This is a genomic window from Pseudomonas sp. DTU12.1, assembly GCF_009873475.1.
GTDB classification, from domain to species: Bacteria; Pseudomonadota; Gammaproteobacteria; order Pseudomonadales; family Pseudomonadaceae; genus Aquipseudomonas; species Aquipseudomonas proteolytica.
This window is the reverse complement of record NZ_CP045254.1, coordinates 1,767,921-1,792,625: the sequence shown is the minus strand read 5'-3', so window position 1 is coordinate 1,792,625 and position 24,705 is coordinate 1,767,921. Positions and strand designations below refer to the sequence as shown.

General features: G+C 60.8%; 20 protein-coding genes. 7 read left to right on the top strand and 13 right to left on the bottom strand.

Annotated features, from left to right (window positions below; genetic code table 11):
- Nucleotides 1-8: 8 nt before the first annotated feature.
- Together GDV60_RS07960 and GDV60_RS07955 are read right to left on the bottom strand one after the other, a co-directional pair.
- A complete protein-coding gene (locus tag GDV60_RS07960) occupies nucleotides 9-1,784 on the bottom strand; it encodes a copper resistance system multicopper oxidase (protein ID WP_159906793.1) in 1,776 nt (591 codons plus the stop codon).
- 98 nt (nucleotides 1,785-1,882) lie between these two features.
- On the bottom strand, nucleotides 1,883-2,272 hold the full coding sequence (locus GDV60_RS07955) for a hypothetical protein (protein WP_029292373.1): 390 nt from the start codon (nucleotides 2,270-2,272) through the stop codon (nucleotides 1,883-1,885).
- Nucleotides 2,273-2,427: 155 nt separating this feature from the next.
- Here GDV60_RS07955 and GDV60_RS07950 point away from each other — a divergent pair, with 155 nt between their 5' ends.
- Nucleotides 2,428-2,703 carry a hypothetical protein gene (locus GDV60_RS07950; protein ID WP_159906791.1) on the top strand — a complete coding sequence of 92 codons (276 nt, stop codon included), beginning with the start codon at nucleotides 2,428-2,430 and terminating at the stop codon, nucleotides 2,701-2,703.
- A gap of 48 nt (nucleotides 2,704-2,751) precedes the next feature.
- On the opposite strand, the gene GDV60_RS07945 is transcribed toward GDV60_RS07950, so the two are convergent.
- Nucleotides 2,752-4,098 carry a DEAD/DEAH box helicase gene (locus tag GDV60_RS07945; protein WP_029292371.1) on the bottom strand — a complete coding sequence of 449 codons (1,347 nt, stop codon included), beginning with the start codon at nucleotides 4,096-4,098 and terminating at the stop codon, nucleotides 2,752-2,754.
- A gap of 193 nt (nucleotides 4,099-4,291) precedes the next feature.
- Here GDV60_RS07945 and GDV60_RS07940 point away from each other — a divergent pair, with 193 nt between their 5' ends.
- The gene (locus GDV60_RS07940; RefSeq protein ID WP_092234415.1) at nucleotides 4,292-5,590 is read left to right on the top strand and encodes a mechanosensitive ion channel family protein; all 1,299 of its coding nucleotides are present in this window, start codon (nucleotides 4,292-4,294) and stop codon (nucleotides 5,588-5,590) included.
- A gap of 153 nt (nucleotides 5,591-5,743) precedes the next feature.
- Here GDV60_RS07940 and GDV60_RS07935 read toward each other — a convergent pair whose 3' ends face one another.
- From GDV60_RS07935 to GDV60_RS07925, 3 genes are all read right to left on the bottom strand, one after another.
- Nucleotides 5,744-6,616: a carboxylate/amino acid/amine transporter gene (locus GDV60_RS07935; RefSeq protein ID WP_092237330.1), complete on the bottom strand. Its 873-nt coding sequence runs from the start codon at nucleotides 6,614-6,616 to the stop codon at nucleotides 5,744-5,746.
- 203 nt (nucleotides 6,617-6,819) lie between these two features.
- On the bottom strand, nucleotides 6,820-7,419 hold the full coding sequence (locus GDV60_RS07930; RefSeq protein ID WP_092234408.1) for an FMN-dependent NADH-azoreductase: 600 nt from the start codon (nucleotides 7,417-7,419) through the stop codon (nucleotides 6,820-6,822).
- 151 nt (nucleotides 7,420-7,570) lie between these two features.
- Nucleotides 7,571-7,885, bottom strand: coding sequence for a 3-phosphoglycerate kinase (locus GDV60_RS07925; RefSeq protein WP_070995119.1), 315 nt, complete (start codon nucleotides 7,883-7,885; stop codon nucleotides 7,571-7,573).
- Nucleotides 7,886-7,934: 49 nt separating this feature from the next.
- On the opposite strand from GDV60_RS07925, the gene GDV60_RS07920 reads away from it, so the two are divergent.
- From GDV60_RS07920 to aqpZ, 5 genes are all read left to right on the top strand, one after another.
- Complete coding sequence (locus GDV60_RS07920; RefSeq protein ID WP_092234405.1) at nucleotides 7,935-8,858, top strand: LysR family transcriptional regulator; 924 nt, start codon at nucleotides 7,935-7,937, stop codon at nucleotides 8,856-8,858.
- A 14-nt stretch (nucleotides 8,859-8,872) separates the two neighbouring features.
- Nucleotides 8,873-9,676, top strand: a complete 804-nt coding sequence (locus GDV60_RS07915) for an alpha/beta fold hydrolase (protein ID WP_159906789.1) — start codon at nucleotides 8,873-8,875, stop codon at nucleotides 9,674-9,676.
- Between the two features lie 3 nt (nucleotides 9,677-9,679).
- Complete coding sequence (locus GDV60_RS07910; protein ID WP_092234399.1) at nucleotides 9,680-10,243, top strand: peptidylprolyl isomerase; 564 nt, start codon at nucleotides 9,680-9,682, stop codon at nucleotides 10,241-10,243.
- A gap of 83 nt (nucleotides 10,244-10,326) precedes the next feature.
- Entirely contained in the window at nucleotides 10,327-12,159 is a 1,833-nt protein-coding gene (locus GDV60_RS07905; protein ID WP_092234396.1) for an ABC transporter ATP-binding protein, read from the top strand.
- 167 nt (nucleotides 12,160-12,326) lie between these two features.
- Nucleotides 12,327-13,028, top strand: a complete 702-nt coding sequence (aqpZ, locus tag GDV60_RS07900) for an aquaporin Z (RefSeq protein ID WP_092234393.1) — start codon at nucleotides 12,327-12,329, stop codon at nucleotides 13,026-13,028.
- A gap of 128 nt (nucleotides 13,029-13,156) precedes the next feature.
- On the opposite strand, the gene GDV60_RS07895 is transcribed toward aqpZ, so the two are convergent.
- From GDV60_RS07895 to aceK, 7 genes are all read right to left on the bottom strand, one after another.
- The gene (locus GDV60_RS07895) at nucleotides 13,157-14,281 is read right to left on the bottom strand and encodes a GNAT family N-acetyltransferase (RefSeq protein WP_104911813.1); all 1,125 of its coding nucleotides are present in this window, start codon (nucleotides 14,279-14,281) and stop codon (nucleotides 13,157-13,159) included.
- Between the two features lie 165 nt (nucleotides 14,282-14,446).
- Entirely contained in the window at nucleotides 14,447-15,781 is a 1,335-nt protein-coding gene (locus GDV60_RS07890) for an OprO/OprP family phosphate-selective porin (protein WP_029292360.1), read from the bottom strand.
- A gap of 331 nt (nucleotides 15,782-16,112) precedes the next feature.
- Nucleotides 16,113-16,346: an anti-sigma factor gene (locus GDV60_RS07885; protein WP_029292359.1), complete on the bottom strand. Its 234-nt coding sequence runs from the start codon at nucleotides 16,344-16,346 to the stop codon at nucleotides 16,113-16,115.
- Nucleotides 16,340-16,954, bottom strand: a complete 615-nt coding sequence (locus tag GDV60_RS07880) for an RNA polymerase sigma factor (protein WP_029292358.1) — start codon at nucleotides 16,952-16,954, stop codon at nucleotides 16,340-16,342. Before GDV60_RS07880 ends, GDV60_RS07885 begins: the two co-directional genes overlap by 7 nt.
- A 195-nt stretch (nucleotides 16,955-17,149) precedes the next feature.
- A complete protein-coding gene (locus GDV60_RS07875) occupies nucleotides 17,150-18,271 on the bottom strand; it encodes a beta-ketoacyl-ACP synthase III (RefSeq protein ID WP_029292357.1) in 1,122 nt (373 codons plus the stop codon).
- 226 nt (nucleotides 18,272-18,497) lie between these two features.
- On the bottom strand, nucleotides 18,498-22,409 hold the full coding sequence (hrpA, locus tag GDV60_RS07870; RefSeq protein WP_092234389.1) for an ATP-dependent RNA helicase HrpA: 3,912 nt from the start codon (nucleotides 22,407-22,409) through the stop codon (nucleotides 18,498-18,500).
- A 199-nt stretch (nucleotides 22,410-22,608) separates the two neighbouring features.
- Nucleotides 22,609-24,342 carry a bifunctional isocitrate dehydrogenase kinase/phosphatase gene (aceK, locus tag GDV60_RS07865; protein WP_029292355.1) on the bottom strand — a complete coding sequence of 578 codons (1,734 nt, stop codon included), beginning with the start codon at nucleotides 24,340-24,342 and terminating at the stop codon, nucleotides 22,609-22,611.
- Nucleotides 24,343-24,705 lie beyond the last annotated feature (363 nt).

The window sequence follows — 24,705 nt, the reverse complement described above, 5'->3', positions numbered from 1 at the left end:
TCGGTTCCTCATTCTTGCACCCGGACTTCACGGAACATGCCCATTTCCATGTGGTACAGCAGATGGCAGTGATAGGCCCAGCGCCCCAGGGCATCGGCGGTCACCCGGTAACTGCGACGCGATCCTGGCGGCATGTCGATGGTGTGTTTGCGCACCATGAACTGGCCGTTTTCGTCCTCCAGGTCACTCCACATGCCATGCAGGTGAATCGGGTGCGTCATCATGGTGTCGTTGACCAGCACCACCCGCACCCGCTCGCCATAGGTCAACCTGATCGGCTCGGCATCGGAGAACTTCACCCCGTCGAAGGACCAGGCGAACTTCTCCATATGCCCTGTGAGGTGCAACTCGATGGTACGACTGGGCTCGCGGCCGTCGGGGTCTTCAAAGGTGCTGCGCAAATCGGCATAGGTCAGGACCTTGCGCCCGTTGTTGCGCAAGCCGATGCCAGGGTCGTCGAGCTTGGGTGAGGTGCTCATCGCCTGCATGTCTACCAACGGGTTATTGGTTTCGCTGGCCGGATGGCTTTGCATTGGCATCGCCATCCCCGCCATGGCGCTGTGGTCCATGCCCTGCATCGCCCCACCGTCCATGCCGGCCATCTGACTGTGATCCATGGCCGGCATATCTGCCATGGCCCCGTGATCCATTGCACCGTGGTCCATACCGCCCATGCCCATGTCATCCATGGTCAACCAGGGGCGGGCGTCCAGCGCCGGGACAGGCGCCAGCAAGCCCGGCTCACGGCTGAGTGTGCCGCGTGCGTAGCCGGTGCGGTCCATGGATTGGGCGAACAGGGTGTAGGCCGCCTCGCTCGGTTCGACGAGCACGTCGTAGGTCTCGGCCACGGCGATGCGCAACTCGTCCACGCTGGCCGGTTTCACCGGCTGGCCGTCGGCAGCCACAACCGTCATCTTCAGGCCCGGAATACGCACATCGAAGTAGGTCATGGCCGAGCCGTTGATCAAGCGCAGGCGGATCTTCTCACCGGCGCGAAACAGCCCGGTCCAGTTTTGCGCAGGTGGTTGGCCGTTCATCAAGAAGGTGTAGGTCGCGCCGCTGACATCCGCCAGGTCCGTGGGATTCATCTTCATTTGCGCCCACATCAGACGGTCGGCAGCGGTGGCTGACCAGCCCTTGTCGGCCACATCCTTGATGAAGTCGCCCACGGTGGGTTTATTGAAGTTGTAGTAGTCGGACTGTTTCTTCAGGATCTTCATCAAACTGACGGGATCTTCGTCGGTCCAGTCCGTCAGCATCACCACGTAGTCACGCTGGTACGAGAAGGGTTCGGGCTCTCGGGGGTCGATCACCAGCGGGCCATAAACCCCTTGTTGCTCCTGGAACCCGGAGTGGCTGTGGTACCAGTAGGTGCCATGCTGATTGACCTTGAACTGATAGACGTACACCCCACCCGGCTCGATCCCCTTGAAACTCAGGCCCGGCACGCCGTCCATATTGGCCGGCAGGATAATCCCGTGCCAGTGGATCGACGTCGGCTCTGCCAGGCGGTTACGCACGCGCAAGGTCACGGTATCGCCTTCGCGCCAGCGCAGCAGCGGCCCCGGCAAACTGCCGTTGATGGTCAAGGCAGTGCGCACGTTGCCGGTGAGGTTGACCGGGGTCTGGCCAATGGACAGTTCAAAATCGCTGCCTGCCAGCACGCCCGGTTGTCCGGGACTGGCCAGGGCCCAGACCGGTGGCCGCCAAAGGCCTGCGCCGCCCAGCAGGCCGGCCGCAGCCAAGCCTTTGACGAAGGTTCGTCGAGAAGTGTTGGAGTGCATGCCGATTCCATTCCCGTCAATTGAATGACCCAAGAATAGGAATCGGCGCCTGTCAGTTGGCTTAGCGCCAGATTACCGATTTGACAGTTTCAGCCGGCTCAGGCGATTTGCGCCTTGGAGGCCACAACCTCGAACGTCGCCGGATCCAGCGCGTCGGCCTGCTCGTCCAAAACCTGGCGCGGGTGATCGTTACCCGGGATGGAACTGTCGATCAGCGCCAGCAGGCGGGCCCCCAGCGGCGTCAAAATGAAGTTCTCGCCATTGCCGCCCTGATCCTCTGGACGGGACTCGATAAAGCCGCGCTTGAACAACAGCGCCTCATAGTCGGCTGCGGTCTTTTTCAGCGCATCGAGGTCGCCGTTGAAGTCGCCGGCCGTGGCCTTCTCGGCGGCTTCCTGCTCGGCATACTTGCGCGGGGCAAAGCTGCCCTCGCCATTTTGCACTTCATGTAACAGACGCTCGATCAGATCCCAATTGTAAGTACTCATCCTGAATCCCTCCTGCAGGCACACCGACTGGCGGCCTTCAAAGGTTGTGACCGGCGTGTGCGGGCGCCGTTCAGCCGGATGGACGAGCGTGATTGCACTGAACTTTTCGCGGGCCATAGCCCTCAACCGAGTATCACCGCCAAGGAGGTCCACCCATGAAAACCCTGATGCAACTGGCCGTCGCCGCCACCCTGTTTAGCGCCCTGCCCGCCTGGGCCTGTACCCCGGAAGAGGCCACGGAAAAACGTGAGCAACTGGCCAAGGAAGTCAGCACCCTCACCCAGCAGAACCCGACCAAGGCCAAGGAAATCAACGATGAACTGCAGCAAATGGACCTGGATACCGAAAGCGCAAAGTTTCCCGACAAGTGCCAGCTGATCGAGGCGCGGCTCAAGGAATTGAAGGAAGCAGCGGCCAAGGCAAAAAACTGAAGGCATAAAAAAACCGGACATTGTCCGGTTTTTTTGTGCGCCGCCGTATTATTCGGCAGCCGGTGCTTCTGGCTTGCGGCGCTTGAGCGGTGCCATGCCGTCCTTGCTGACCAACGACAGGTTGTCGGTCTTCGGCCGGTTGGCGATCTTGCGCTTGGTCGGCGACTTGGCGCCGGCTTTCTTCTTGTCGCCCTTGGCGTCGACCTTTTTCTTCTTCACGCCCACGGCCTTGCCCGAGGCCTTGACCTTCTTCGGCCCGGTGTAGGTGCCTTTGACTTCCTTGATGGTGCGCCGCTCAAACGACTGCTTGAGGTAGCGCTCGATGCTCGACATCAGGTTCCAGTCGCCATGGCAGATCAGCGAAATGGCCAGGCCATCGTTGCCGGCACGCCCGGTACGGCCGATACGGTGTACATATTCGTCGCCGCTGCGCGGCATATCGAAGTTGATCACCATATCCAGGCCTTCGACGTCCAGGCCGCGCGCGGCGACGTCGGTGGCTACCAGGATCTTCACGCCGCCCTGCTTGAGGCGGTCGATGGCCAGCTTGCGGTCCTTCTGGTCCTTCTCACCGTGCAAGACAAACGCCTTGTACTCCTGAGCCACCAGGCGCCCGTAGATGCGGTCGGCCATGGCCCGGGTGTTGGTGAACACAATGGCCTTCTGATATGTCTCGTTGGCCAACAGCCAGTTGAGGATCTGCTCTTTGTGCACATTGTGGTCAGCGGTGATGATCTGCTGACGGGTGGTCGAGTTCAGGTCGCTGACGTTGTTGACCTGCAGGTGCTCTGGGTTGTTCAGGACCTTGGCGACCATCTCGCGCAGGGTCGAACCGCCAGTGGTGGCGGAGAACAGCATGGTCTGCTGGCGGTTGACGCATTCTTCGACCAGGCGCTGCACGTCGTCGGCAAACCCCATATCGAGCATGCGGTCGGCTTCGTCGAGCACCAGTACTTCGACTTCCTTGAGGTCCAGGTTGCCGGCGTTCAGTTGCTCGATCATCCGCCCAGGGGTGCCGATCAGGATATCCGGGACCTTGCGCAGCATGGCGGCCTGCACCTTGAAGTCTTCACCGCCGGTGATCAGGCCGGACTTGATGAAGGTGAACTGCGAGAAGCGCTCCACTTCCTTCAAGGTCTGCTGGGCCAGTTCACGGGTAGGCAACAGGATCAGGGTCTTGATGCTGACGCGGATCTTGGCCGGGCCGATCAGACGATTGAGGATCGGCAGGACGAAAGCGGCGGTCTTGCCACTCCCGGTTTGAGCCGTCACCCGCAGGTCACGCCCTTGGAGCGCGAGCGGGATGGCCGCTGCTTGCACAGGCGTAGGCTCGACAAATTTAAGCTCGGCCACGGCTTTGAGCAGGCGTTCGTGCAGGGCGAATTGGGAAAACACGGGTGCTACCTCGAAAAAATACAAAAAATCAGCTGCATAGGGTAACGGTTTCGGGCGCTCAGGCCGAGTTTCTTTACGCGAAGTGGGCCAATCAGATGGTTTTTTGTCAGGTGATTTGTCTGCCTGCACAACTTTGCAGCACTTAAATGCTCTAATCGCCCCGTCATGTCTTACAGAAGAATCGCTTTAAACCATGGATATCAAACAGCTCTGGCTCAACGTCCAAGACCTCTGGGGTGCCCTGGACCAACATCCGCTGCTGCATTCAAGCATCGCCTTGCTGGTGCTGCTGGTCGTGGCCCTGATTGTCGGACGGGTGGCTCGCTACCTCATCCTGCACACCGTCAAACTGCTCGGGCGCCAGCCGGCGCTGCACTGGCTCAATGACCTGCGGCACAACAAAGTCTTCCATCGCCTGGCACAGATGACGCCGTCCCTGGTGATCCAGTTCGGCCTGCACCTGGTGCCGGAACTGAGCAAAAACGCCGCGTTGTTCATCGGCAACGTGGCGCTGGCGTTCACCATCCTGTTCCAGGTCCTGGCCATGAGCGCCCTGCTCAACGCCCTGCTGGATATCTACGCCCGCACCGAACACGCCCGCACGCGCTCGATCAAGGGCTATGTGCAATTGGCAAAAATGGTGTTGTTCGTGTTTGGCGCGATCATCATCGTCGCCACGCTGATCGACCGCTCGCCGCTGTTGCTGTTGTCCGGCCTGGGTGCGATGTCGGCGGTGATCCTGTTGGTGTACAAGGACACGCTGCTGTCGTTTGTCGCCAGCGTGCAATTGACCAGCAACGACATGCTGCGGGTCGGCGACTGGATCGAAATGCCCCAGGTCGGCGCCGATGGCGATGTGGTGGATATCACCTTGCATACGGTCAAGGTGCAGAACTTCGACAAGACCATCGTCTCGATCCCCACCTGGCGCCTGATGTCCGAATCGTTCAAGAACTGGCGCGGCATGCAGGCCTCGGGCGGGCGGCGGATCAAGCGCAGCCTGTTTATCGACGCGGCCGGCGTGCGCTTCCTGCGTGATGATGAAGAAGTGCGCATGACCCAGGTCCACCTGCTGACCGACTACATCAGCCGCAAGCAGGCGGAACTCAAAGCCTGGAACGAAGCCCAGGGCCACAGCGCGCAACTCTCGGCCAACCGCCGGCGGATGACCAACCTGGGGACGTTCCGTGCCTACGCCCTGGCGTACCTCAAGAGCCATCCCGATATCCAGCCGAACATGACCTGCATGGTGCGCCAGATGCAGACCACCTCCCAGGGCGTGCCCCTGGAAATCTACTGCTTTACCCGCACCACCGCGTGGGCGGATTACGAACGCATCCAGGGGGATATTTTTGACTACCTGTTGGCAGTACTGCCGGAGTTTGGCTTGAGCCTGTACCAGCAGCCAAGTGGCAATGACCTGCGGGCCGGGGTATTGCCGGCGGTGCTGGGTGCCAGCTATTTGCCAGCCCCAGAAAAAGCTGCGCTTTAATCCACTGCGCAGACCTATTGTGGAGAGGGGGCTTGTCCCCCAAAACCAACCAACTCGGGTTACCTGAGAGAACTCGTTGGCTTTATTGGGGCTGCTGCGCAGCCCAGCGGGGGACAAGCCCCCTCGCCACCACAGCCCCATATCAGCCAGCTTTTACTGGGTTGCAGGTCCAACAGCCGGGCGCACACCCAACCGGCTGATCCACACCGCCGCCACGATCACCGCCCCGCCCAGGAACAACCGCCCCAACGGTTCATGCTGATTCCAGATCAGCAGGTTCAGCAGCAACCCCACCGGCACATGCAGGTTGTTCATCACGGCCAGGGTGCCGCCGTTGACCAGGCAGGCGCCCTTGTTCCACCAGTACAAGCCCAACGCGGTGCTGACCAGCCCCAGAAACACCAATACCCCCCACTGCAATGGCGCTTCGGGCAGGAAGTTGGCTTTGCCGAACAACAGGAACGCCGGCAACACCACGGCCAATGCTCCCAGGTAGAAATAGCCAAAGCGCCGGTAGTGCGGCAAGTCGCTTGGATGGCGCGCCACCAGGCGCCGGTACAGCACCTGCCCGGCGGCGTAGGTGAAGTTGGCCAGTTGCAGCAACAGGAAGCCCATGAAGAAGTCCGGGCTGATCTGGTCAAAGCGGATCACCGCCGCGCCCGCCACCGCCACCAGCGCAGCAATCAACGCCCACGGGTTGAAGCGCCGGTTCAGTGCGTCTTCGATCAACGTCACATGCAACGGCGTGAGGATGGTGAACAACAACACCTCGGGCACCGTCAGCACGCGAAAGCTCAAGTACAAGCACACATATGTCACGCCAAACTGCAACGCGCCGATCAGCAGCATGCCGCGCATGAACGCAGGCTCCACCGAACGCCAACGGGTCAGCGGGATAAACACCAGCCCGGCCAGCAACACGCGTACCAGCACGGCGAAATAGCTGTCGACATGACCGGCCAGGTATTCGCCGATCAAGCTGAAGGAAAACGCCTGGATCAGCGTGACAATCAGTAAATAGCCCATGTGCGCCTCGTATTTGAATGGGCGCGACATTAGCGTTTTTCACGGCGGGGCGAAACTCGGGGCAAAAAAAACCCGACCTCGCTAAAGCGGCAGTCGGGCAGGAGCACTCAGGAGCAACAAGTGCAAAGGGAGGTTCGATACGCGAACTTGAAGGGTTGCGTGGGGTTATAAAAACACCACGCGATTATCTGGCGATTAACGCTTCAGGCAACCTGTGCCAGCAAGGCCTTGGCGTGGTTCACGCCCTTTTCCTGGAAGTCGCCACCCAGGTTCACCCCTTCGGCATGAATGAAGGTGACGTCATGGATACCGATAAAGCCCATGACCTGGCGCAGGTACGGTTCCTGGTGATCGCTGCTCGCGCCGGTATGGATACCGCCACGGGCGGTCAACACGACGGCGCGCTTGCCGGTCAACAGGCCCTGTGGCCCGGTGGCGGTGTACTTGAACGTCACACCAGCGCGCAACACATGGTCAAGCCAGGCTTTGAGGGTGCTGGGGATGGCAAAGTTGTACATCGGCGCGGCCATTACCAGCACATCGGCGGCCAGCAGTTCGTCGGTCAGTTGGTTGGAACGGTCCAGGGAAGCCTGCTCATCTGCGTTGCGCTGCTCGACCGGCTTCATCCAGCCGCCCAACAGGTTGGCGTCCAGGTGCGGCACCGGGTTGATGGCCAGGTCACGCACGGTGATCTGATCGGCCGGGTGGGCCGCCTGCCATTGGCTGATGAACTGTTGGGTCAACTGGCGGGAGATGGAATCCTGCTGGCGGGCGCTGCTTTCGATGATCAGAACATTGGACATGGCTTTGTAGGCTCCATCGGTAATTGCTGTAAGTCGATGGAGTGAAGGTTAAACAGAGCCCGTTCGATAAAAAAGCGTAAAAAACTGCTATAACCCATCTATAAAGTTGTTTATAAGCGGAGCACAGCGCTGGCCGCGCCCCGCTTGTGCCTTATTTTGGCTCGCAGGTCAGTTTGATGCGCATCTTGATAATCGCGCGGCTGAACTTGACCGTGGTGTTGGTGCTTTTGCCGGCAGGAACCGTGACATTGCGTACCCGCGCAGGCTCCGGACCATTGGTAAATGCGACCCTGCACGCAGCGTCGTTGCTGCCGAAGTTACTGAGTTGGATGGAGCTGATCTCACTGTCCACATCGGACGCCATGTAATCGATGCTCACCCCCTTGATCGATTTTGACACGTCGATCGGATAGGCAAACGCGCTCAGCGGCAACAGTGCCAGCACTACACAACAGAATTTTCTCATTCGGCAGTCTCCAATAAGGACCGCCAGCTTAGGACAAGAGGAGCTCATCTTGAAAGCGCCCCGCGTGACCCTTGATCAATGGCGCACGTTGCAAGCCGTGGTCGACCATGGTGGCTTCGCCCAGGCGGCCGAAGTACTGCACCGCTCGCAATCCTCGGTGAGCTACACCGTCGCCCGCATGCAAGACCAGTTGGGCGTGCCCCTGCTGCGCATCGACGGGCGCAAGGCCGTGCTCACCGAGGCCGGCGAAGTGCTGCTGCGCCGCTCCCGGCAACTGGTGAAAAACGCCAGCCAGCTCGAAGACCTGGCCCATCATATGGAGCAAGGTTGGGAAGCCGAAGTACGCCTGGTGGTCGATGCCGCCTACCCCAACGCCCGCCTGGTACGCGCCCTCACCGCCTTCATGCCGCAAAGCCGTGGCTGCCGCGTGCGCCTGCGTGAAGAAGTGCTGTCGGGTGTCGAGGAACTGCTGATTGAAGGCGTCGCCGACCTGGCGATCAGCAGCTTCAGCATCCCAGGCTACCTGGGCACGGAAATGAGCGATGTGGAATTTGTCGCCGTGGCCCACCCCGAACACCCCCTGCACCGGCTTAACCGCGAGTTGAGCTTCCAGGACCTGGAAAGCCAGATGCAAGTGGTGATCCGCGACTCCGGCCGCCAGCAACCACGGGACGTCGGCTGGCTCGGCGCCGAACAGCGCTGGACCGTGGGCAGCTTGGCCACCGCCGCCACCTTCGTCGGCAGCGGCCTGGGGTTTGCCTGGCTGCCCCGGCACCTGATCGAGCGCGAGCTTAAAGAAGGCGTGCTCAAGCAACTGCCCCTGGAGCAAGGCGGCAGCCGCCACCCGACGTTCTACCTGTACTCCAACAAGGACAAGCCCCTGGGCCCGGCGACGCAGATTCTCGTCGAACTGCTACGCACCTTCGACACCGCACCGCTGGACGCCCCCTTTGCCGCCCCCCGGCAAGCCTGAAACGGAGTTCACCCATGGCCTATTTCGAACATGAAGGTTGCACCCTGCATTACGAGGAATATGGCCACGGCGAGCCGCTGATCCTGATCCATGGCCTGGGCTCCAGTTGCCAGGATTGGGAACTGCAAATACCGGTATTGTCCCGGCATTACCGCCTGGTGGTGCTGGACGTGCGCGGTCACGGCCGCTCCGACAAGCCTCGGGAGCGCTACAGCATCGAAGGATTTACCGCCGACCTGGTGGCCTTGATCGAACACCTGCAACTGCCCGCCGCCCATGTGGTGGGCCTGTCGATGGGCGCGATGATCGCCTTTCAACTGGCGGTCGACCAACCGCAACTGCTCAAGAGCCTGTGTATCGTCAACAGCGCACCCGAGGTCAAGGTGCGCAGCGCCGATGACTATTGGCAATGGGCCAAGCGCTGGACCCTGGCACGTGTGCTGAGCTTGAAGACCATCGGCAAGGCCCTCGGTGACAGGCTGTTTCCCAAACCCGAACAGGCCGACCTGCGGCGCAAGATGGCCGAGCGCTGGGCAAGAAACAACAAACGTGCTTACCTCGAGAGCTTCGACGCGATTGTGGGCTGGGGCGTGCAGGAACGACTTTCGAAAATCACCTGTCCAACCCTGGTCATCAGCGCCGACCATGACTACACCCCGGTGGCGCAGAAACAAATCTATGTAAAACTGCTGCCCGATGCGCGGTTGGTGGTGATCGAGGATTCGCGTCACGCCACACCGCTGGACCAACCCGAAACCTTCAATACAACCCTGCTCGATTTTCTGAAGACAGTCGAAAGCACTTCCCAGGATCACTGACCCATGCTGAAAAAAATCGCCGTTTTTGCCGGTTCTGTTCTGTTTGCTGCCAACCTGATGGCGGCCACGCCGGCCAAGGCACCACACGTATTGATCACCACCACCAATGGCGAGATCGAAATCGAGTTGGATCCGGTCAAGGCGCCCATCAGTACCAAGAACTTCCTGTCCTATGTCGACAAAGGCTTCTACACCAACACCATTTTTCATCGGGTGATCCCGGGTTTTATGGTGCAAGGCGGCGGGTTCACCCAGCAAATGTCGCAAAAGCCAACTGAAGCGCCGATCAAGAACGAAGCCAGCAACGGCCTGCATAACGTGCGTGGCACCTTGTCCATGGCGCGTACCAGTAACCCGAATTCGGCCACCAGCCAGTTCTTCATCAACGTAGCCGACAACGCCTTCCTCGACCCGGGCCGTGATGCTGGCTACGCGGTATTTGCCAAAGTGGTCAAGGGTATGGACGTAGTCGATATCATCGTCAACTCGCAGACCACCACCAAGCAAGGCATGCAAAACGTGCCTATCGATCCTGTCCTGATCAAGTCGGCCAAGCGTATCGACTAAGGTCCACAGGGCGTTTCGCGCGCCGCCCACAAGGCGGCGCGTGTATTTGAAAAGGAGAGCCCGCCCGGCGGGCGTCAGACCTAATGCTCTATCGTCGCTTTGAACAACTGATCGATATCTTCCGCGACGCTCCCAGCGCGGCACCTCCCGATAAAGTCCTGCCCTTCTACCTCTATTACCTGCGCCAGGTGTGGCCGTGCTTTGCCGCGCTATTGGTGGTCGGCCTGATTGGCGCGCTGATCGAAGTAGCGCTGTTCAGCTACCTGAGCCGCATCATCGACCTGGCCCAGGGCACACCGCCGGCCAATTTCTTCCAGGTCCACGCCACCGAGTTGATCTGGATGGCCGTGGTCGCCCTGCTGCTACGCCCGATCTTCGGCGCCCTGCACGACCTGCTGGTACACCAGACCATCAGCCCCGGCATGACCAGCCTGATCCGCTGGCAGAACCACAGCTATGTGCTCAAGCAGAGCCTGAACTTTTTCCAGAACGATTTTGCCGGGCGCATTGCCCAGCGCATCATGCAAACCGGCAACTCGCTGCGCGACTCAGCCGTCGCCGCTGTCGATGCCATCTGGCACGTGGCGATCTACGCCATCAGTTCCCTGGTGCTGTTTGCCGAGGCCGACTGGCGCCTGATGATCCCGCTGGTCACCTGGATCATCGCCTACAGCCTGGCGCTGCGCTACTTCGTGCCACGGGTCAAGGAACGCTCGGTGATCTCCTCCGAGGCGCGCTCCAAGTTGATGGGGCGCATCGTCGATGGCTACACCAACATCACCACCTTGAAACTGTTCGCCCACACGCAGTCCGAGCAGGAGTACGCCAAGGAAGCAATCATCGAGCAGACCGAAAAAACCCAGCTGGCCAGCCGCGTGGTGACCAGCATGGACGTGGTGATCACCACCATGAACGGCCTGCTGATCGTCACCACCACCGGCCTGGCCCTGTGGCTGTGGACCCAGTCGCTGATTTCGGTGGGCGCCATTGCCCTGGCCACCGGCCTGGTGATCCGCATCGTCAATATGTCGGGTTGGATCATGTGGGTGGTCAACGGCATTTTCGAGAACATCGGCATGGTCCAGGACGGCCTGAAGACCATCGCCCAGCCACTGGCGGTGATCGACCGCGAGAACGCCCCGCGCCTGCGCGTGCCCCACGGCGAAGTGCGCTTCGAGCAAGTGGATTTCCACTACGGCAAGAGCAGCGGCATCATCGGGGGCCTGAACCTGGTGATCAAGCCAGGGGAAAAGATCGGTCTGATCGGCCCTTCCGGTGCCGGCAAGTCGACCCTGGTCAACCTGCTGCTGCGCCTCTACGATCTGCAGGGCGGGCGCATCCTGATCGACGACCAGAACATCGCCGAAGTGGCCCAGGAAAGCCTGCGCGAACGCATCGGCATGATTACCCAGGACACCTCGCTGCTGCACCGTTCGATCCGCGACAACCTGCTGTATGGCAAGCCCGACGCCACCGACCAGGAACTTTGGGAGGCCATCCGCAAGGCGCGTGCCGATGAATTTATCCCGCTGCTCTCAGACGCCGAGGGCCGTGTCGGCCTGGACGCCCATGTGGGTGAGCGCGGGGTGAAACTCTCCGGCGGGCAACGCCAACGCATCGCCATCGCCCGGGTCCTGCTCAAGGACGCGCCGATCCTGATCATGGACGAAGCCACGTCGGCCCTGGACTCGGAAGTGGAAGCGGCCATCCAGGAAAGCCTGGAAACCCTGATGCAAGGCAAGACGGTGATTGCCATCGCTCACCGTCTGTCCACGATTGCTCGAATGGACAGGTTGGTCGTCCTGGAAAAAGGCCAGATCGCCGAGAGCGGCAGCCACGCCCAACTACTGGCACAGGGCGGCCTGTACTCGCGATTGTGGCAACACCAGACCGGCGGATTCGTCGGTATCGACTGATTCTGGACTACTAACGGCGCTATCAATTCCGAACAATTCTGACAGTTTTTTCTAACTCGCTGGCCGTGTATCACAATCCTGCTGTACTGCAATCAGGGCCCAGGGAGGGCCCTGACATCAGACTGCAGGGAAGCCTCACCGACCAGTTGATTTAGAAGGACGCGTTCATGTCTCTGTTCAAACGTTCCGTTACAGAAGGGTTAGGTACGTTTTGGCTGGTGTTGGGTGGTTGCGGGAGTGCGGTTCTGGCCGCAGCGTTCCCCGATGTCGGAATTGGTCTACTGGGGGTATCCCTGGCATTTGGACTGACGGTGCTGACCATGGCGTTCGCCATTGGCCATATCAGCGGCTGTCACCTCAACCCGGCAGTCACCGTGGGCCTGGTGGTCGGCGGCCGGTTTCCGGTCAAGGAGTTGCCAGCGTATATCGTCGCGCAGGTCATAGGTGGCGTCGTCGCGGCGGCCCTGTTGTATTTCATTGCCAGCGGCAAGCCGGGCTTTGAACTGGCTTCTGGGCTGGCCTCCAATGGTTACGGCGAACATTCGCCGGGCGGGTACTCGATGGCGGCGGGGTTTGTCACCGAACTGGTGATGACGGCGATGTTCCTGCTGATCATCCTCGGCGCCACTGACCGTCGTGCACCGGCGGGCCTGGCACCCATCGCCATCGGCCTGGGGCTGACGCTGATCCACCTGATCTCCATCCCGGTCACCAACACCTCGGTCAACCCGGCCCGCAGCACCGGCCCCGCGCTGATTGTCGGCGGCTGGGCGATCCAGCAGTTGTGGCTGTTCTGGCTGGCGCCGATCCTTGGCGCGGTAATCGGTGGCATCACCTACCGTTGGCTGGGCAAGGAAGAAAACGCCTGATCCACCCTGTAGGAGTGAGCTTGCTCGCGAAAAACCTGAGGGCGCCGCGTTTATCCAGAATGAACGCGCTGTACTTGAGTTCTTCGCGAGCAAGCTCCTACAGGGGAACCGGTCGAGTTCCCTGAGCGTTATGCCTGCCGATACGGCAACGCCGACCGCGCCTCTTCGGCATACGCCAGAATCCCTACCCGCTCGCGCTCCAGGAAGTCTGCCACGGCGGTTTTCAGGCCCGGATGGCGCAAGTAATGCCAGGAGCGGGTAATCACCGGCTCAAACCCCCGGATCAACTTGTGCTCGCCCTGGGCACCGGCATCGAAACGTTGCAGTCCATTGGCGATCGCGTAATCCATGCCTTGATAGAAACAGGTTTCGAAATGTAGCCGGTCGAACTCACCCAGGCAGCCCCAATAGCGACCGTACAGGCTATCGCCACCCACCAGGCTGAACGCCATGGCCACCGGCCGCGCCCCTTGCTTGGCCAGCACCACCCGGATGGCCTGCGGCATGCGCTCGGCCAACAGGCTGAAAAACGCCCGCGTCAGGTACGGCGACTGGCGGCGCACGGCATAGGTGTTGGCGTAACAGGCGTAGACAAAATCCCACTGGGCCTCGCTCAACTCATGGCCTTGCAACCATTGGAACTCAATCCCCTGCCCCGCCACTTGCTCGCGCTCCTTGCGCATCTGCTTGCGCTTGCGCGAACTCAGGGCGTCGAGGAAGTCCTGGAAATCGCGATAACCACGGTTCTGCCAGTGGAACTGGCAACCCAGACGCGCAAGCCAACCGGGTTGCTGGCCCAGTGCCGCATCGGCCATGGCATCGGTGAAGTTGATATGGGCGCTGGAAAGCCCTTCGATCTCCAGGTAGCCAGGCAAGCTCTGCAGCAGCTCCAGGCCATCCGCACCATTGGCCGCCAGCAGGCGCGGCCCGCTGACCGGGCTGAAGGGCACGGCTGTCAGCAACTTGGGGTAGTAATCGATGCCGGCGCGCGCGCAGGCGTCCGCCCAACCATGGTCAAACACGTATTCGCCATAGGAGTGCCATTTGCGGTAGCTGGGCAGCGCCGCGACCAGCCGCTCACCCTCGTAGTGCAGCAAGTGCTCGGGCTGCCAGCCAGAATGCCGACCAAGGCTGGCACTGTCCTCCAGCGCACTGAGGAACGCATGGCGCAGAAACGGCTGATCCTCGGGGACCAACACGTTCCACTCATCAGGCGATATTTCGGACAGGCTATTCAAACGTTTCAACGGCATGCCATTCCCCGACGGTAAACGCTCACTCACGATATTCAGGCCATTCTGACAGAACCCACTGCCTGCGCGGGCAGCAAAAAAAAACCCCGCCAAATGGCGGGGTGAAAAAGAGGATCGCGCTTTAACGGATGAAGAAAGAGCGCGTTGGAGCGGTATTACAGTTGCTTAGAACACGTACTGCACACGACCGACGATGGAATCACCGCTGTCATCGCCATTGGCGTTGGTGATCTTGTCGGTGCTGACCTTGCTGTAGTTCAGCGACAGCTTGACCGCTTCGTTGGCGTACCAGTTCACACCCAGGGTGTTCACGTTGGCCTTGGCGTCGCCGGTTTCGCGGGTAGCGCTGCTGACGACGATGTTCTTGTCGTCAACCTTGATGCTGTCGTAGCGGTAGAACACTTCCCAGGCGCCGAATTGCTTGTTCTCGGGCTTGATCGCGTCGAACTTGCCGCCGTCGAGCTTGTAGGCACGGGACTCGCCGGTCAGGGTGTAGGCCAGTTGGCCGTAGAAACCGCTGGTTTTCACGTCCTGGTAGGCATTGCTGTCAGCTTTCATCTTGCGGCTCAGGGCTTCAGCCTGCACCGAGAATGGGCCGGTTGCGAAGGCAAACTCACCACCGAACACGGTGTCGGTGTCATAGGCGCCCACTGCGGTCAGGTTGCTGGCGTTCAGGCCCAGACCACCGCCGAAAGTAGCGCGGTTGCCGTTGGAGCCGGCATCGTTGCCACCGGTGGTCGCTACGCCACGAGCGCCGAGACGAGGACGAATCCGCGAGTCGAAGGCTGCATCGTTCAGATCACGTGCCGCCACGTTCAAGCCGAAGTGCAGGACGTCGCCGCCTTTGTTCATCGGTGCCAACACGATACGGCCGTTGAATTGCTTCACGCCCTTGCCGTCTTCGTCGTTGATGTCCTTGGAGGCCAGGCTGGCGGAGCCGTAGAACATGTCCGCCGCAGTGCCGCTGACCTGGATGCCCATGCCGTTTTCGTGGGTGTTGACCCAGTCCGCAACCTCGTAGGCGGAGTTACGCTCCATGGCGGTGATCCACTTGGAGCTGGTGGCTTTTTCCAGGCCGAAATCCGGGTCAAAACGACCGACGCGGATGGTTACTGGCTTGAAGCCCACATAGGACATGGACGCTTCGTCGAAGTAGCCGTCGTCGGAGTTACCCGAGTTGTGGGAGAAGTCGTAGTTGAGCTGGTATTTGAAATCCTTGTAGACGGTGCCACCCAGCTCCAGGAAGGCGCGACGGAAGTAAGCGGCGTCGCCCGAGTCACCGTTCTTGGTGTAGAAGCCGTCAAATGAGCCGTAATCGGCTTGCAGGCGACCACCCAGCTTGAAGCTGAAGTTCTGGTCGGTAGTAGCAACCTCAAGGCCGCCCTTGGTTTTGACAACGATATCGGCGCCGTCAGTAGTGACAGTACCAGCGAAAGCCTGGGCGGTAACGGCCAGGGCCAGGGCGCTGGCCGCGAAACCGGCGAAGTGCTTACGGATCATCGAAGAATTCCCCTAATTGGTGGTCTTTTGCGTTGGAAAACACACGGGTTCTGCCCCGCTGGTGTTGGGAGGGGATCTTGGCGAGGGGATATTTCAGGCAAGTTGCTGCAAGATAAATATTTTATTACAGGGGAACTTTCTTACAACCACTGGGAATAAGCGCAAAGCTAGAGCCGGCGCGGGCTTGAGCAAAAAAAGTACGAGAAATGCCAGGTGAAAAAAAGGTGAAAAAAACTTACGAACCTGCAATGTTTTTCAGCGCAGGGCTTTTCGCCGACACAAAAAAGCCCGCGATGGCGACGTCGCGGGCGTTGGGTCCAGCGGAAGGCGGTCAGGAGTTGCGCTTGAGCTCCGAGGCCAGGCGTTCGGCCAACCCTTGTGCATCCGGCACCTCGGGTTCGGGCAGGATGCGCAAGGTGGCTTGCATCAGCCGCATCTGGCGAATGAAGCGCCGGCAGTTGGCACAGAACATCAGGTGATGGCGCATCAGCAGGCGCTCGCGAAAGGTCAGTTGCCCATCGAGATAATCACTGGAGCGTGCCACTTGTTCTTTGCAGGTCAACATTCGCCGGTTTCCTCGAAATGCTCCACCGTGGCGAAGACTTTAAGCCGCGCCCGATGCAGCAGTACACGCACATTGGAGAGCGAGATTTCCAGAAGATTACAAATTTCTTCCAACTCCAGGCCCTGGCGTTCGCGCAGCAGCAGCACGCTGCTTTGCAGCTCGGACAGACTGAGCAGCGTGTGCTCCAGGCATTCACGCAGCTCGTTTTCGGTGAGCAGCGCCTCGGGGGTGTCCTGATGCCAGGCAAAGGGCGCGATCAGCCAATGCTCGTCGCCGGCGGCAAAGCGCTCATCACCAATGGTCCCGTGGGGCGACGGCAAGTCGTCGAGCAACACTTCCCGGCGGTTCTGTTTGTAACGCCCCTTGGCCGAGTTGGCGGTGATGGTCAGCAGCCAGGTCTTGAGGCTGGAGCGCCCTTCGAACTTGGCGAGGCTGCGTACCACCGAAAGCCAGGCGTCCTGGACCACTTCGTCAGCGTGGCGCTGGCCAACGATGGCGTAGGCCACCGCACGCATGGCGCTCTGGTACTGGGTGACTAACTCCTTATAGGCCTGCTGCTCGCCCTTGAGCAGGCGCTCAAGCAAGTGCGCGTCGTCGGCTGCTGCCATTCAGAATCTCACTGTGTTGAGGGGAGCCGTTGTGGCGAGGGGGCTTGTCCCCCGCTGGGCTGCGCAGCAGCCCCCATAAAACCCACTGAGTAGTGTCAGGCAGACCGAGGGGGTGGTTTTGGGGCTGCTGCGCAGCCCAGCGGGGGACAAGCCCCCTCGCCACAACAAGCCTCCACCGATAGGCCTCTTGGCCACTCAGCGCTTGCGCAGGATCACGCTGCCAATCGAATACCCGGCGCCAAACGAGCTGAGTACCGCCAGCGCGCCCTTGGGCAGGTCGTCCTGGTAGGTGTGGAACGCAATCACCGAACCCGCCGAACTGGTGTTGGCGTAGGTATCGAGGATCACCGGTGCCTCTTCGATCTCGGCTTCACGGCCCAGCAGTTTCTTGACGATCAGGTGGTTCATGCTCAGGTTGGCCTGGTGCAGCCAGAAGCGCTTCACGTCGGTCACGCTCAACTGGTTTTCAACCAGGTGCTGGCCGATCAACTCTGCAACCATCGGGCAGACATCACGGAAGACTTTGCGGCCTTCCTGTACGAAAAGTTTATCCGGTGCACCAATGCCCTCTTCCGCAGCGCGGTTGAGAAAGCCGAAGTTGTTGCGGATGGTATTGGAGAACTTGGTCAGCAACTTGGTGCTGACAACGTCGAACTGGTGCTCGGAAGTGGCCAGGTCGGCACGCTCCAGAATCACCGCGGTGGCCGCATCGCCAAAGATGAAGTGGCTGTCGCGGTCACGGAAGTTCAGGTGGCCGGTGCAGATCTCCGGGTTGACCATCAGGATCGCCCGGGCCTGGCCCAGTTGGATGCTGTTGCAGGCGTTCTGGATGCCGAAGGTCGCCGAAGAACAGGCCACGTTCATGTCAAAACCGAACCCCTGGATACCCAGGGCTTCCTGGACTTCGATGGCGATGGCCGGATAGGCGCGTTGCAGGTTGGAGCAGGCAACGATCACCCCGTCGATATCGGCCGCAGTCTTGCCGGCGCGCTGCAGGGCTTGCTCGGCGGCGCCCACGGCCATCTGGCAGAGGATCGACCACTCGTCGTTGGAGCGCTCGGGCAGGCGCGGGGTCATGCGCGTGGGGTCCAGAATGCCTTCCTTGTCCATGACAAACCGGCTCTTGATACCCGAAGCCTTTTCGATAAAGGCGGCGCTGGATTCGGTCAACGCCTGAACGTCACCCTGCTCGATAGCCACGGCGTTGTCGGCATTGAACTGTTGAACGTAAGCATTGAAAGACTGCACCAGCTCTTCGTTGGAGATGCTGTTGGCCGGGGTGTACAGGCCTGTGCCGCTGATGACGACGTTATGCACGGTCGTTCCTCTAAATCTGTTCAGGCAGAAGGGATTGGTACCTTCGTACCAAACCGTAAGTCGCTCTAGTCCGCCGCGCGGACATCAAACGGGGAAACGCTTTGTCCCGGCGCGTCGAGGCTGATACAGCCAATCTAGACGATCCTGGCATTTATAACGGCGAAGTTTGCCATAAACCGGGGGGTTTGGCGCCTGTCACACGCGCACCTGCCCCCGGGATTGCAGGTCAAGGCTCGACCTGGCTCCACTGTTTGCTCAAACGCTTGTCGGAAATCGGTACCTTGGTGCCCAACTGCTGGGCAAACAGCGACACCCGGTATTCCTCCAGCCACCAGCGGTAAAGCTCCAACTGCGGATCGCGCTTGCCTTCCTGAGTGTGCTTGTTCAGCCGCGTCTGGTACTGGCTCCACAGGCCGCTCAACTCGCCGCTCCAGACCCGATCCTTCTGCACCTGGCTGGGCAGTTTTTCCAGGCGCAGTTCGATGGCCTTGAGATAACGCGGCAGTTCCTTGAACCACTGCGCCGGGGTTTCGCGCACAAAGCCTGGGTACACCAAGTTGCTCAGTTGTTGCTTGATATCGTTGAGTGCCACGGCCTGGGCCAGGTCGATCTTGCCCTTGAAGCGCTTTTGCAGGCCGTGCCACAGCTTCAATACTTCCAGGGTCAGGCGCGCCAGGCGTTCGGCATGTTCGGTCCAACTGCCGCGTTTGCGCTCGGCCAGGGCCGCCAAACCAGCGCCATCCCTCGGCAGGCTGGCCTCGCCTTCCAGTACGCAACTGTCGAGGCTGGCCAGCAGAATGTCTTCCACCAGGGCGTCGATACGTCCCAGCTCGCGGTACATCAGCCCCAGCTCGGTAAGACCGGGCAACTTGCCGCGCAGGAATTTTGCCGGCTCGGCCAGTTGCTGCATCAACAGACGCTGTAAGGCACGGCGATGCTGGAACTCGGCTTCGGCAGCGGTGGAGAAGCGCCCTTCCTTGACCGTCCCGTTTTCCTCCACCAACGCCGGATACACCGTCATCGACAGCCCGGCGATCTTTTGCTGGGTGGTCTCGGCCACGGCGGCAAAGACCTTGGCCTCCACCGGCAACTGGCTTTTGGCAGTCTGCGGCACCGCCAGGGCGGCCTGGCTGGCTTCGACAAAACGTGCTGTCAGCGCGGCCAGGTCGCGGCCCTCGCCGAGGAACTTGCCCTGGGCGTCCACCACTTCCAGGTTCATTTTCAGATGGTTTTCCACCTGCTGCGCGGCTTCGCTCCAGGCTTCATCGCTGACCCGCGCACCGGTCATGCGCAGCAGCTCGCGCCCCAGCGCCTGGGGCAGCGAGCCCTGGGCAAATTCGATACGTTGCAGCGCAGCCTTGACGAAATCCGGCACCGGCACGAAGTTCTTGCGCAGGGCCTTGGGCAGGTTGCGCACCAGGGCAATGCACTTGGCCTCGATCAGCCCGGGCACCAGCCACTCCAGGCGCTCGGCAGGCAAGGCCGGCAACAATGGCGCGGGCACCCGCACGGTCACGCCGTCGCGCGGGTGATTGGGTTCAAAGTGATAACTCAAGGCCAGGGCCAGGTCACCCAAGTGCAGCGTGTCCGGATAATGGGCAGCGGTGACTTCACTGGCCTCGCGCGCCAGCACGTCTTCTTCGCGCATGATCAGCAGTTGCGGGTCTTTCTGGCTGGTGATCTTGTACCAACTGTCGAAGGTCGCCGTCTGGTGGATCTCCGCCGGCAGGCGCGCATCGTAGAAGGCGTACAGGGTTTCTTCGTCGGCCAGGATATCGCGGCGCCGGGCCTTGGCTTCCAGTTCGTCCAATTGCTCCAGCAACTGCTGGTTGGCGGCCAGGCACTTGGCCCGGGACTGGATCTCGCCACGTACCAGGCCTTCACGGATAAACAGCTCGCGCGACACCACCGGGTCCACAGGCCCGTAATGCACCGGCCGGCGCCCCACCACAATCAGGCCGAACAGGGTGATCTGCTCGAAGGCCACGACCTGGCCGCGCTTCTTCTCCCAATGGGGCTCGAAGTGGTTTTTCTTGATCAAGTGCCCGGCCAGGGGCTCGATCCAATCGGCATCGATCTTGGCCACCATGCGCGCATACAGCTTGGTGGTTTCCACCAGCTCGGCGGTCATCAACCATTGCGGGCGCTTCTTGCCGATCCCCGACGACGGGTGAATCCAGAAGCGCCGCTGACGGGCACCCAGATAGTCGCCCTCTTCGGTCTTCTGGCCGATCTGGCTCAGCAGGCCGGACAACACCGCCTTGTGCAGTTTCGGGAAATCCGCCGGCTCCTTGTTGACCGTCAACTGCATGTCACGGCAGATCAGGCTCAACTGGCGGTGGGAATCACGCCACTCGCGCAGGCGCAGGTAGTTGAGGAAATTCTTGCGACACCAGTTGCGCAACGGGCTGGCGGTCAATTCCTGGCGCTGCTCTTCAAAGCCGCGCCACAGGTTGACCAGACCGGCGAAGTCCGAATCGGGATCCTTCCATTGCGCGTGGGCCTGGTCGGCCGCTTGCTGGCGCTCCGGCGGGCGCTCGCGCGGGTCCTGGATCGACATGGCACTGGCGACGATCAGCACTTCCTGCAAACTGCCGAGCTTGGCCGCTTCCAGCAACATGCGGCCCATGCGCGGGTCCACCGGCAGGCGCGCCAGTTGCCGGCCCAGAGGCGTCAGTTGGCTGTTGCGGTCCACCGCCGAGAGTTCCTGCAGCAGGTTGAAGCCATCGCTGATGGCCTTGCCATCCGGTGGTTCGATAAACGGGAAGTCGGTGATTTCGCCCAGGCGCAGGTGCAGCATCTGCAGGATCACTGCCGCCAGGTTGGTGCGCAGGATTTCCGGATCGGTAAATTCCGGGCGCCCGATAAAATCTTCTTCGCTGTACAGGCGCACGCAAATGCCCGGTTCAACCCGGCCGCAACGCCCCTTACGCTGGTTGGCGCTGGCCTGGGAAACCGCCTCGATTGGCAGGCGCTGGACCTTGGCGCGGTAGCTGTAGCGGCTGATGCGGGCGGTACCGCTGTCGATCACGTAGCGGATGCCCGGCACGGTCAGCGAGGTTTCCGCGACGTTGGTCGCCAGCACCACGCGCCGCCCCGGATGGGACTGGAAAATGCGCTGCTGTTCGGCCGGCGACAGGCGCGCGTACAACGGCAGGATTTCCGTGTGCTTGAGCTGGGCCTTGCGCAGCATGTCGGCGGCATCGCGGATCTCGCGCTCACCGGGCAGGAACACCAGCACATCGCCCGGGCTCTTGCGCTCGCTGCGTTCAAAGGCGGCAATTTCATCGAGGGTGGCGAGGATCGCCTGGTCCACGGTCAAGTCGTCTTCGACGCGGTTGCCCTCTTCGTCCTGTTCCAGGGTCAGCGGGCGGTACCAGGTTTCCACCGGGAACGTACGCCCCGAGACCTCGACAATCGGCGCATCGTCGAAGTGCTTGGAGAAGCGCTCCAGGTCGATGGTGGCCGACGTGATGATGACTTTGAGGTCCGGGCGACGTGGCAGCAGGGTCTTCAGATAGCCGAGCAGGAAGTCGATGTTCAGGCTGCGCTCGTGGGCTTCGTCGACGATGATCGTGTCGTAGCGCTCGAGGTAGCGGTCGTTCTGGGTCTCGGCCAGCAGGATGCCGTCGGTCATCAGCTTGATCAGGGTGTTGGAGTCGCTCTGGTCCTCGAACCGCACCTGATAGCCGACCAGCGCGCCCAAAGGCGTCGCCAGTTCTTCGGCAACCCGACTCGCCACACTGCGCGCCGCAATACGCCGGGGTTGGGTATGGCCGATCAAGCCGTACTGGCCGCGACCGAGTTCCAGGCAGATTTTCGGCAACTGCGTGGTTTTACCCGAGCCGGTCTCGCCCGCGATGATCAACACCTGGTGCTTTTGCAGCGCCGCCTTGATTTCATCGCGCTTGGCGGCGATGGGCAGGCTGTCGTCGTAACGAACCTGCGGCACGCTGGCCGCGCGCGCCGTGACCTGGGCACAGGACGCCTGCATGCGCGCCACCCACTGCGCCAGCTTCTCCTCATCGGGCTTCTTGCGCAGCTCAAGCAACTGCCGGCGCAAGCGATGGCGGTCGGCGAGCATGGCGTGATCGAGGTTCTTCAGGAGTTGGTCGATAGCGGGCGCTTGATCAGTCATCAGGTACTTTGCAGGTCGTCTATTTATGCACGGCCGGCAATTGTGGCAGAAAAGCGCCCGCAACGTTAAAGGCCGCGTAAATCACGTGTGGGAGCTGTCGAGCCCCAGCGAGGCTGCGATGACGGCGGCACTGCCTGCATCAATGTTGCCTGCCCCACCGCTATCGCGGGCAAGCCCGCTCCTACAGGGATTAGTGCCCTTATTCGTTATCCAGGCCCTTGCGCCGGTACGGGAACACATCAATCACTTTCCCCGCCCGAATCGCCTCTTGCAGGCCTTTCCAGTAGTCGGCGTTGTACAGCTCACCGTGCAACTCATCGAACAAGCGCCGTTGCCCGGCATCAGCAAACAGGAACGGCGGGAACTCCTCGGGGAATACGTCCAGCGGGCCGATGGAATACCACGGCTCGGAGGCCATTTCATCTTCCGGGGTTCGGGGTGCCGGGATATGGCGGAAGTTGGCTTCGGTGAGGAAGCAGATCTCGTCATAGTCGTAGAACACCACGCGACCGTGGCGGGTAACGCCAAAGTTTTTCAGCAGCATGTCGCCGGGAAAGATATTCGCCGCCGCCAGCTGTTTGATTGCCAGGCCGTAATCTTCGAGGGCTTCGCGCACCTGGGCCTCATTGGCGTTTTCCAGGTAGAGGTTGAGCGGGGTCATGCGCCGTTCGGTCCAGCAGTGACGAATCAGTACCGTGTCACCTTCCACCTCGACCGTGCCCGCAGCCACTTCCAGCAGTTCGGCCAGGCATTGCGGCTCGAATTTGCTCAACGGGAAACGGAAGTCGGCGAACTCCTGGGTGTCAGCCATGCGCCCGACCCGGTCGACACTTTTGACCAGGCGGTACTTCTCGATAACCGTCGCACGGTTGACGTTCTTCGACGGCGAGAAACGGTCCTTGATGATTTTGAACACCGTGTTGAACCCCGGCAGGGTGAACACGCTCATGACCATCCCCCGCACGCCCGGGGCCATGATGAACTGGTCGTCGGTGCTGGCCAGGTGGTTGATCAGCGCCCGGTAGAACTCTGACTTGCCATGTTTGTAGAAGCCGATGGAGGTGTACAGCTCGGCGATGTGCTTGCCCGGCAGGATGCGTTTGAGAAAGCCGATGAATTCCGCCGGTACCGGCACATCCACCATGAAATAGGACCGGGTGAACGAGAAGATGATCGACACATCGGCTTCGTCAGTGATCAGCGCGTCGATGCGGATGCCCTGCCCTTCGCGATGCAGCAGCGGGATCACCAGCGGCCACTGTTCGTCGCGGGTATAGAGACGGCCCACCAGGTATGCGCCTTTGTTGCGATAGAGCACCGAAGAAAACAGCTCGACGTTGAGGTCCGGGTCCTTGCAGACCCAATCCGGCAGGCTCTCGCGCAGTTGCGCTTCGAGGCGCTGCAGGTCGGCGGCCAGGTCGGCGTAGGGCTCGCTGAAGCGGTAGTCGCTGAAAATCTGCTCGAGCATGCCCGCCAGTTGGCCCTGGGGCTTGTAGGTGCGGGTTTGCGCAGCGCGGGCGCGACGCAGGCTCGGGCGAGTGGTGTGGATGAACATGCAGCCGTCGCTGATCAGGTCGTGGCTGAACAGCCCGCAAAAGATCGAGTTGTACCAAGTCTCGGACAGCTCATCGTCAAACCGCAGGTCGATCAGGCTGATATAGGCGCTCTTGACCAGTGGCCAGGACTTGATATCCAGCAACGCGCCTGCGTCAAAGGTTGCCCGCAGGCGCGTGGTGACTTCACCGACCTTTTCTTCATACAGGTTGATCCGCGCCGCCGATGCGGTTTGCGCCTCCTGCCACTGGGCCTTCTCAAAGCGCTCGCGGGCGCCGTCGGTGATCTGGCGAAAGTGCTCGCGGTAATCGTCGAAGCCATCAAGGATCATCTGTGCGATGGACTGCGCGGTGTCGATGGCAGGCGTTTGCTGCGGCATGTCGGAGACCTCTGCGGGCGTTCGGAAGCCCTGAGATTAGCCAGAGTCCGCAAGCAGGAGAAGTACAATTTTTGCCGGGCGATGCCACGCGGATCGATGCGCGACAAACAAATGTTTACGATTTTTTAATTCGACCATCCGGTCAATAAAACACCCCAAAGTCACGTCGCGTCGATGAATCGATTCACCTGAAGGCCGCAAAAGCCGGGCGCTGGCACCAAAAGCAGGGAACAACTCAGGCCGGCGTGGGCTCTGCGGCCTTATACAAACGTGGATCCAATGTAAGGGAAACCCTGATTACCTCAATGATGGCACTTTGCTATATAGCCACCCCCTTCCCTGATAACAAGGTCAAAAGACCGG

Coding starts and splice junctions, on each gene's coding strand:
- GDV60_RS07925 (WP_070995119.1), bottom strand. CDS start 7,885: ATGAGAAAATTCTGTTGTGTAGTGCTGGCACTGTTGCCGCTGAGCGCG.
- GDV60_RS07955 (WP_029292373.1), bottom strand. CDS start 2,272: ATGAGTACTTACAATTGGGATCTGATCGAGCGTCTGTTACATGAAGTG.
- GDV60_RS07910 (WP_092234399.1), top strand. CDS start 9,680: ATGCTGAAAAAAATCGCCGTTTTTGCCGGTTCTGTTCTGTTTGCTGCC.
- GDV60_RS07960 (WP_159906793.1), bottom strand. CDS start 1,784: ATGCACTCCAACACTTCTCGACGAACCTTCGTCAAAGGCTTGGCTGCG.
- GDV60_RS07940 (WP_092234415.1), top strand. CDS start 4,292: ATGGATATCAAACAGCTCTGGCTCAACGTCCAAGACCTCTGGGGTGCC.
- GDV60_RS07890 (WP_029292360.1), bottom strand. CDS start 15,781: ATGATCCGTAAGCACTTCGCCGGTTTCGCGGCCAGCGCCCTGGCCCTG.
- GDV60_RS07885 (WP_029292359.1), bottom strand. CDS start 16,346: ATGTTGACCTGCAAAGAACAAGTGGCACGCTCCAGTGATTATCTCGAT.
- GDV60_RS07895 (WP_104911813.1), bottom strand. CDS start 14,281: ATGCCGTTGAAACGTTTGAATAGCCTGTCCGAAATATCGCCTGATGAG.
- GDV60_RS07930 (WP_092234408.1), bottom strand. CDS start 7,419: ATGTCCAATGTTCTGATCATCGAAAGCAGCGCCCGCCAGCAGGATTCC.
- GDV60_RS07905 (WP_092234396.1), top strand. CDS start 10,327: ATGCTCTATCGTCGCTTTGAACAACTGATCGATATCTTCCGCGACGCT.
- hrpA (WP_092234389.1), bottom strand. CDS start 22,409: ATGACTGATCAAGCGCCCGCTATCGACCAACTCCTGAAGAACCTCGAT.
- GDV60_RS07935 (WP_092237330.1), bottom strand. CDS start 6,616: ATGGGCTATTTACTGATTGTCACGCTGATCCAGGCGTTTTCCTTCAGC.
- aceK (WP_029292355.1), bottom strand. CDS start 24,342: ATGCCGCAGCAAACGCCTGCCATCGACACCGCGCAGTCCATCGCACAG.
- GDV60_RS07880 (WP_029292358.1), bottom strand. CDS start 16,954: ATGGCAGCAGCCGACGACGCGCACTTGCTTGAGCGCCTGCTCAAGGGC.
- GDV60_RS07950 (WP_159906791.1), top strand. CDS start 2,428: ATGAAAACCCTGATGCAACTGGCCGTCGCCGCCACCCTGTTTAGCGCC.
- GDV60_RS07915 (WP_159906789.1), top strand. CDS start 8,873: ATGGCCTATTTCGAACATGAAGGTTGCACCCTGCATTACGAGGAATAT.
- aqpZ (WP_092234393.1), top strand. CDS start 12,327: ATGTCTCTGTTCAAACGTTCCGTTACAGAAGGGTTAGGTACGTTTTGG.